This is a genomic window from Streptomyces sp. NPDC059010, assembly GCF_042740355.1.
Classification (GTDB): domain Bacteria; phylum Actinomycetota; class Actinomycetes; order Streptomycetales; family Streptomycetaceae; genus Streptomyces.
This window is the reverse complement of the sequence record NZ_JBHYJA010000003.1, coordinates 143,034-147,849: the sequence shown is the minus strand read 5'-3', so window position 1 is coordinate 147,849 and position 4,816 is coordinate 143,034. Positions and strand designations below refer to the sequence as shown.

At 69.5% G+C, this 4,816-nt stretch carries 2 protein-coding genes; one reads left to right on the top strand and one right to left on the bottom strand.

Annotated elements, in window-relative coordinates:
- Nucleotides 1-169: 169 nt before the first annotated feature.
- The gene (gene acnA, locus ACFWYS_RS04420; protein WP_384763142.1) at nucleotides 170-2,887 is read right to left on the bottom strand and encodes an aconitate hydratase AcnA; all 2,718 of its coding nucleotides are present in this window, start codon (nucleotides 2,885-2,887) and stop codon (nucleotides 170-172) included.
- Between the two features lie 340 nt (nucleotides 2,888-3,227).
- Here acnA and argG point away from each other — a divergent pair, with 340 nt between their 5' ends.
- Nucleotides 3,228-4,682, top strand: coding sequence for an argininosuccinate synthase (argG, locus tag ACFWYS_RS04415; protein WP_384763139.1), 1,455 nt, complete (start codon nucleotides 3,228-3,230; stop codon nucleotides 4,680-4,682).
- Nucleotides 4,683-4,816 lie beyond the last annotated feature (134 nt).

Below are 4,816 nucleotides of genomic sequence, written 5' to 3'. Positions count from 1 at the left end.
GCCCGTCCGGGGGTCCCCCCCGCGCGCCCCCGGGGGGGTGGGGTGTGCGTCGGGTTATTTCCCCCCCCCCCCCGGGGGCGCCCCCCCCCCCCCCCGGGGGGGGGCCCCCCCCCCACCGCCGTACTGAACTGCCGTGCCGTACTGCCTGCTTGACCGCTTGCCTGATCGCTTACTTGCGGATCAGGTTGCGCAGCACGTACTGCATGATGCCGCCGTTGCGGTAGTAGTCGGCCTCACCGGGGGTGTCGATGCGGACGACCGCGTCGAACTCGACACCGGTGTCGGTGGTGACCTTCACCGTGCTCGGGGTGGTGCCCTCGTTCAGCTCGGTGATGCCCGCGATGGAGAAGGTCTCCTCGCCGGTCAGGCCGAGCGAGTCGGCCGACTGGCCGGCCGGGAACTGCAGCGGCAGGACGCCCATGCCGATGAGGTTCGAGCGGTGGATGCGCTCGTACGACTCGGTGATGACGGCCTTGACGCCGAGCAGGGCCGTGCCCTTGGCCGCCCAGTCGCGGGACGAGCCGGAGCCGTACTCCTTGCCGCCCAGGATGACCAGCGGGATGCCGGCGGCCTGGTAGTTCTGCGAGGCGTCGTAGATGAACGACACCGGGCCGTCGGCCTGGGTGAAGTCGCGGGTGTAGCCGCCCTCGGTGCCCGGCGCGATCTGGTTGCGCAGACGGATGTTGGCGAAGGTGCCGCGGATCATGACCTCGTGGTTGCCTCGGCGCGAGCCGTAGGAGTTGAAGTCACGACGCTCCACACCGTGCTCGGTGAGGTACTTGCCGGCCGGGGTGTCGGCCTTGATGGCACCGGCCGGGGAGATGTGGTCGGTGGTGACCGAGTCGCCCAGCTTGGCCAGGACGCGGGCGCCGGCGATGTCCGAGACCGGGGTGGTCTCCATCGTCATGCCCTCGAAGTACGGGGGCTTGCGGACGTACGTCGACTCGGCGTCCCACTCGAAGGTGTTGCCGGTCGGGATCGGCAGGGCCTGCCACTGGGCGTCGCCCGCGAAGACGTCGGAGTAGGACTTGGAGAACATGTCCTCGCCGATGGCGTTGGCCACGACGTCGTTGACCTCGGCCTCGGAGGGCCAGATGTCCTTCAGGAAGACCGGGTTGCCGTTCTGGTCGGCGCCCAGGGCCTCGCGCGTGATGTCCACCTTCATGGAGCCCGCGATGGCGTACGCGACGACCAGCGGCGGGGAGGCCAGGTAGTTCATCTTGACGTCGGGGTTGATACGGCCCTCGAAGTTCCGGTTGCCGGAGAGGACCGAGGTGACGGCGAGGTCGTGGTCGTTGACGGCCTTGGAGACCTCCTCCGGCAGCGGGCCGGAGTTGCCGATGCAGGTGGTGCAGCCGTAGCCGACGAGGTTGAAGCCGACCTTGTCGAGGTACGGGGTCAGGCCCGCCTTGTCGAAGTAGTCGGTGACGACCTTCGAACCCGGGGCGAGGGTGGTCTTGACCCACGGCTTGCGGGTCAGGCCCTTCTCGACCGCCTTCTTGGCCACCAGCGCGGCGGCGACCATGACGTACGGGTTGGAGGTGTTGGTGCAGGAGGTGATGGCCGCGACCGTCACCGCACCGTGGTCGATCTCGTACGTCGAGCCGTCGGGGGCGGTCACGGTGACCGGGTTGGACGGGGCGCCGTTCGGGGCGACGGCCGGGGCGTCGGAGGCCGGGAAGGACTCCTGGCCCGCCTCGTCGACGACGTCGACGTAGTTGCGGACGTCCAGCTTGAACTGCTCGGCGGCGTTCGCCAGGACGATGCGGTCCTGCGGGCGCTTCGGGCCGGCGATCGACGGGACGACCGTCGACAGGTCCAGCTCCAGCTTCTCGGAGAAGTCCGGCTCGGCCTTCGGGTCCAGCCAGAGGCCCTGCTCCTTGGCGTACGCCTCGACGAGCGCGACCTGCTGCTCGGAGCGGCCGGTGAGCTTGAGGTAGTTCAGGGTCTCGCCGTCGATCGGGAAGATCGCGGCGGTGGAGCCGAACTCCGGCGACATGTTGCCGATGGTGGCGCGGTTGGCGAGGCTCGTGGCCGCCACACCCTCGCCGTAGAACTCGACGAACTTGCCGACGACGCCGTGCTTGCGGAGCATCTCGGTGATGGTCAGCACGAGGTCGGTGGCGGTCGTGCCCGGCGTGAGCTCACCGGTGAGCTTGAAGCCGACGACACGCGGGATGAGCATGGAGACCGGCTGGCCGAGCATCGCGGCCTCGGCCTCGATGCCGCCGACGCCCCAGCCGAGGACGCCGAGGCCGTTGACCATGGTGGTGTGCGAGTCGGTGCCGACGAGGGTGTCGGGGTAGGCCTGGCCGTTGCGCACCATGACCGTGCGCGCGAGGTGCTCGATGTTCACCTGGTGGACGATGCCGGTGCCGGGCGGGACGACCTTGAAGTCGTCGAACGCGGTCTGGCCCCAGCGCAGGAACTGGTAGCGCTCGCGGTTGCGGCCGTACTCCAGCTCGACGTTCTGGGCGAAGGCGTCGTTGGTGCCGAACTTGTCGGCGATGACCGAGTGGTCGATGACCATCTCGGCCGGCGAGAGCGGGTTGATCTTCGCCGGGTCGCCGCCGAGCGCCGCGACGGCCTCACGCATGGTCGCGAGGTCCACGACACAGGGCACGCCGGTGAAGTCCTGCATGATCACGCGGGCCGGCGTGAACTGGATCTCCTGCGACGGCTGGCTCTGGGAGTCCCAGCTGCCGAGGGCGCGGATGTGGTCGGCGGTGATGTTCGCGCCGTCCTCGGTGCGGAGGAGGTTCTCCAGCAGCACCTTCAGGCTGTAGGGGAGGCGCGCGGAGCCCTCGACCTTGTCCAGCCGGAAGATCTCGTACGACTCGTCGCCCACCTGCAGCGTGCTGCGGGCGTCGAAGCTGTTCGCCGACACGACAGTCTCCTTCATTGATGTGCGCGTACCACCACGATCCTGCCGCCACGGCATCTTGGCCGATCCGCTAAGGTAAGGCTAAGTTAGGTAACCCTTAGCGCCGGACTCGACGAGGGCGTGCGGCTACGGGTGCGCCTCGGCAGATATCTCGATGTCGAGATAACTCTAGTACATGAGGCCGGGATGGTCATGCCCGGCCTCCCTGTCGTGTGTCAGAGGCGGTTTTTCCGACCCCGATCGACGCCTTCCGCGACCGCCGACAGCACTGCACCGAACCCTCCCGCCCCTTGCCCCGCACACCCCCTTTGCATGACCATGCGTATTGATGCATACTCTTCCTATGTCCAAGGTCCTCACCTCCCTCCCCACCGGCGAGCGCGTCGGCATCGCCTTCTCGGGCGGTCTCGACACCTCGGTCGCGGTCGCCTGGATGCGCGACAAGGGCGCCGTCCCGTGCACCTACACCGCTGACATCGGCCAGTACGACGAACCCGACATCGCCTCGGTGCCCGGCCGTGCCAAGACCTACGGCGCCGAGATCGCGCGTCTGGTCGACTGCCGTGCGGCCCTGGTCGAGGAAGGCCTGGCCGCGCTCACCTGCGGCGCGTTCCATATCCGCTCGGGCGGGCGGGCGTACTTCAACACCACGCCGCTGGGCCGTGCCGTCACCGGCACACTGCTGGTGCGGGCGATGCTTGAGGACGACGTCCAGATCTGGGGCGACGGCTCGACCTTCAAGGGCAACGACATCGAGCGGTTCTACCGCTACGGCCTGCTCGCCAACCCGAACCTGCGGATCTACAAGCCCTGGCTGGACGCGGCGTTCGTGACCGAGCTCGGCGGCCGCAAGGAAATGTCGGAGTGGCTGGTCACCCACAAGCTGCCCTACCGGGACTCGACGGAGAAGGCGTACTCCACGGACGCCAACATCTGGGGCGCCACCCACGAGGCCAAGACCCTGGAGCACCTGGACACCGGCGTCGAGACCGTCGAGCCGATCATGGGCGTCCGGTTCTGGGACCCCTCGGTCGAGATCGCCCCCGAGGACGTGACGATCGGCTTCGAGCAGGGGCGCCCGGTCACCGTCAACGGCAAGGAGTTCGCCTCCCCCGTCGACCTGGTGATGGAGGCCAACGCCATCGGCGGCCGTCACGGCCTGGGCATGTCCGACCAGATCGAGAACCGGATCATCGAGGCCAAGAGCCGCGGCATCTACGAGGCCCCCGGCATGGCCCTGCTGCACGCGGCGTACGAGCGCCTCGTGAACGCGATCCACAACGAGGACACCCTCGCCCAGTACCACAACGAGGGCCGGCGCCTCGGCCGTCTGATGTACGAGGGCCGCTGGCTGGACCCGCAGGCGCTGATGATCCGTGAGTCGCTGCAGCGCTGGGTGGGCGCCGCCGTCACCGGCGAGGTCACCCTCCGGCTGCGGCGCGGCGAGGACTACTCGATCCTCGACACGACCGGCCCGGCGTTCAGCTACCACCCGGACAAGCTGTCCATGGAGCGCACCGAGGACTCGGCGTTCGGCCCGGTGGACCGGATCGGCCAGCTCACCATGCGCAACCTCGACATCGCCGACTCGCGCGCCAAGCTGGAGCAGTACGTCGGCCTCGGCCTGATCGGCACCGGCAGCCCCACCGTCGGCGCCTCCCAGGCCGCCGCGACCGGCCTGATCGGCACCATGCCGGAGCTGCCCGAGGGCGGCGCCGAGGCCATCGCCTCCCGCGGTGAGGTCTCCGAGGAGGACCGCGCCCTGGACCGCGCCGCGATGGAGTCCGGCACGGACTGACCGACCACGAGGAGACGGACACCGAGAAGGGGGGGGGGGGGGGGGCCGCGCGCCGGCGGGCGGGCGGCGGGCCACGGCTCCGCCCCAGCCCCCCCCCCCCCCCCCCGCCGGGGGGACCGCGGGCGCGGGAGCGA